Source organism: Tabrizicola sp., from assembly GCF_031377265.1.
GTDB lineage: Bacteria > Pseudomonadota > Alphaproteobacteria > Rhodobacterales > Rhodobacteraceae > JAUYQR01.
Window position 1 is genome coordinate 1 of sequence record NZ_JANMET010000348.1, and the last position, 3264, is coordinate 3264.

General features: G+C 63.8%; 4 protein-coding genes. 1 reads left to right on the forward strand and 3 read right to left on the reverse strand.

Annotated features, from left to right (window positions below; genetic code table 11):
• Window positions 1–399: PhnD/SsuA/transferrin family substrate-binding protein (locus RMO18_RS18710; protein ID WP_309667980.1), on the reverse strand; the 399-nt coding region annotated here is incomplete at its 3' end.
• A gap of 25 nt (window positions 400–424) precedes the next feature.
• Window positions 425–1243 carry a phosphonate ABC transporter ATP-binding protein gene (phnC, locus tag RMO18_RS18715; protein WP_309667982.1) on the reverse strand — a complete coding sequence of 273 codons (819 nt, stop codon included), beginning with the start codon at window positions 1241–1243 and terminating at the stop codon, window positions 425–427.
• 171 nt (window positions 1244–1414) lie between these two features.
• On the opposite strand from phnC, the gene RMO18_RS18720 reads away from it, so the two are divergent.
• Window positions 1415–2284 carry a CHAD domain-containing protein gene (locus tag RMO18_RS18720; protein ID WP_309667984.1) on the forward strand — a complete coding sequence of 290 codons (870 nt, stop codon included), beginning with the start codon at window positions 1415–1417 and terminating at the stop codon, window positions 2282–2284.
• On the opposite strand, the gene RMO18_RS18725 is transcribed toward RMO18_RS18720, so the two are convergent.
• Window positions 2285–3202 (reverse strand): Gfo/Idh/MocA family oxidoreductase, encoded by a 918-nt coding sequence (locus RMO18_RS18725; RefSeq protein ID WP_309667985.1) that lies wholly within the window; start codon window positions 3200–3202, stop codon window positions 2285–2287.
• Window positions 3203–3264 lie beyond the last annotated feature (62 nt).

Sequence of the window (3264 nt, forward strand, 5' to 3'; positions counted from 1 at the left end):
GGCGTCGTCCAACGAGGTGATGCCGCTGTCCTTGCGGGCGAAACCGATGGAGTAATAGCCGGTCGAGCCATCGACGTTCTGCTTGGTCAGCATGACTTCGACGGCTTCGGGGTCGGTCAGGTAGATCTTGGCATAGGCCGAAGCACCGAGCCAGGCGTAGTCCAGCGTCCCGCCCAGCAGGCCCTGGATCACACCGTCATAGTCAGCCGGGGTGAACAGTTTGACCGGAACACCGAGCTCTTTTTCCACGGCAACGCGCAGGCACTCGGTCGAGGTCAGGCGATCCTGGGCGTTTTCGCCGCCAAGAATGCCGATGTTGAATTCGGTGATCGCATCCTGCGCAAACACAGGGGCAGCGAGGGTGGTGGTGGCAGCCAGAAGGGCGAGCAGCTTTTTCATGGTCGTCTCCAGTTTGGTGGGTGGACTAGGATAGAAGGGTATCCGCGTAGGCGCGGTCGATGGCCGGATCGGCAGTGATCGCCGTCGAGGTGGCGGATTCGTTGAAGCTGTCATCGGCGCCGTAGACGTCGCGCGCGGTGCCGGTGGACAGCTGGTCGGGCGTGCCGTCGAACACGATGCGCCCGTCGCGCATGCCGATCACCCGGTCGCAGTAGCGGCGCGCGGTGTCGAGCGTGTGCAGGTTGGCGATGACCATGCGGCCATCTTCGACGTTGATACGCTTTAGCGTGTCCATCACGATCTGGGCGTTCATCGGATCAAGGCTGGCAATGGGTTCGTCGGCGAGGATGATCTTGGGGTCCTGCATCAGGGCGCGGGCGATGGCGACGCGCTGCTGCTGGCCGCCCGACAACGCCTCGGCGCGTTTCGGGGCCTGTTCGGCGATGCCAAGGCGGTCAAGGATATCGAGCGCACGCAGGACATCGGCGCGTGACCAAAGGCTGAACATCGTTTGCAGCGTGCTGCGGCGGTTCAGGATGCCGTGCAGGACGTTGGAGGCCACGTCCATCCGCGGGACAAGGTTGAACTGCTGAAAGATCATCGCGCAGTGGCTTTGCCAGGCGCGGGCCTCGGCCCCCTTCAGCGCCAGAATATTGCGCCCCTCGACAAGGATTTCACCCGACGTTGCATCCGTCAATCGGTTCATCATGCGCAGAAAGGTGGACTTTCCCGCCCCGGAGCGACCAATGATCCCAACAAAAGCCGGGCCATCGACGGTAAAGCTGACGCGGTCAACGGCGGCTTTTTGGCCGAACATCCGGGTGACGTTGGTGACTTGGAGCAAGCGGCAGCCCTCCTTCGTGATGAAGGCGGGATACGGGGCGTCTGTGACAGTTGCCGCGCAGTCTGATGAAGTTCTTGTGACGCGCGAGGGATTGCAGGGGCCACGTCGTCACCCAAGTGTTACGACAAGTTCATAGATACGCGATCACGCATCACTGCAGGCGGACATGGTATGACTGTGCTTCAGACTGGCCCGATTGGTGCAGCAGTGACCTGCGAAGTGGCGTTCCGCGCCATCCTGGAGCAATGCTGCGAGGCGTTTGAAGCGCAATTGGCGCGGATTCACGCCGAAGACGATCCCTCGGGGCCGCACAAATGCCGGGTGGCGCTGCGGCGGTTTCTGACAGCAGTGGACGCGTTTTCACCTTTGCTGCGCCGGAAGGCTACGCATCGGCTGCGGGCGCGGGCCCTGCGCATCTTCCGCAGCCTTGGCCCGTTGCGGGATTCGGACGTGCAGATTGCCGATTGGCCGGACGCGCCTGATCAGGCGCGCAGGATCAAGGAAAACATCCGGTTGCGCGACGAGATCCGACGCCGGCTTGGCAAGCGGGACGCGAGGCAGTTTGCCGCCGAAGTGCGGCGCGTACTGGAGGAGGGCGCGCTGTTCCGCAACCGCAAAGCGGCGCGGCGGTTGCGGCGGGCCCCGTTGGGCGATTTCGCCGCCGGGGCATTGGGCGCTGCATGGGAACGCTGCCTGAGCCATGGGCCATCCGTCCTGTGGATGTCGCCCACCGAGCGGCATGCATTGCGCAAAGATCTGAAATCCATGCGCTATCTGGCGGAATTCATCGCACCGGTTTTGCCGGATCTGGTGCCGACCGCGCTGTATGCGGCGCTTTGTGAGCTGCAGGATGCCTTGGGTGCGCTGAACGATTTTCAGTTGGCGCGCAGGCTGATGGGCAAAGTGAAGCCAAAACCACCATTGCCGCCGCAGATTGCGGCGATCCTGGCGGCGGCCGACACGCAGTGGGGGCAGATGGCTCGGACCGACCAGCCGTGGGGCAAGGTGGCGGAGGCTTCCACGCCGCGTGTGCAGGCTTAGTCAGAAGAAGAACGGCTCTGATTGCAGGCGCTGTCCAAGCGTCATCGCGTCGGCGACATGGACCATCGGGCCAAGGTCAACCACGGATGCCTGTTCGCGCACCAGTTTGGCCATCACCGCATAAAGGGCGGGATATTCGCCCATGATCGAGGCTTTGCCCGAAATCGGTTTGCCGTCGATTTCCAGCACGTTGCCACCCATGCGCAGGGCAAGGTGGCCTTGCGGCGTATCAACCTCGATGTCCCAGGTTTGCGGGCCGGTTTGACGCCAGTCGAATTCGGCGCTGACATTGCCCGAGAAGGTTAGATTTGCGGCGATTGGCGTCTGGCGGTTTTCCGGGAAGGTCAGGGTGGCGGCGGTCAGGTGCACCGGGGCGGGGAGGATCTCGGTCAGGATCGACAGGGCATTGATGCCGGGATCGAACACGCCCATGCCGCCGGGTTCAAACACCCAATCCTGACCGGGATGCCATTTGCGCACATCTTCGCGCCAGGTGATGTGGGCGCGGGTGATGGTCTTGCCCGTGAGCCAGGCTTTTGCGGGGGCGACAGCCTGGGCCATGCGGCTGTGCCAGGTGGCATAGAGGGTGAGGCCGTTGGCGGCGGCGAGGGTTTGTAGCGCGTGCACCTCGGCCAGCGTGGCACCGGGGGGCTTTTCCAGCATCACGTGACGGCCGGCAAGAAGCGCCTTTTGCGCGTAGTCAAAGCGCGGGACCGGCGGCAGGCAGAGCGAGATCACCGGGATATCGGGGCGCGCGGCAAGCATGGCGTCGAAATCGGTGAAGGCGGGGGTGCCGTCGACGCTGCCTTTGCGGCTGACGGTTGCCGCCAGGTCCCAATCGGGGCTGGCGGCGATGGCGGGCACATGCTGGTCAATGGCGATCTTGCCGATGCCGACGAGCGCGATTTTGGTGGGCATCAGTGACTCTCCCGCCCCACGGCGTTGCCGCGACAGCCGACGAGGAAGTCCATGTCGGCGCC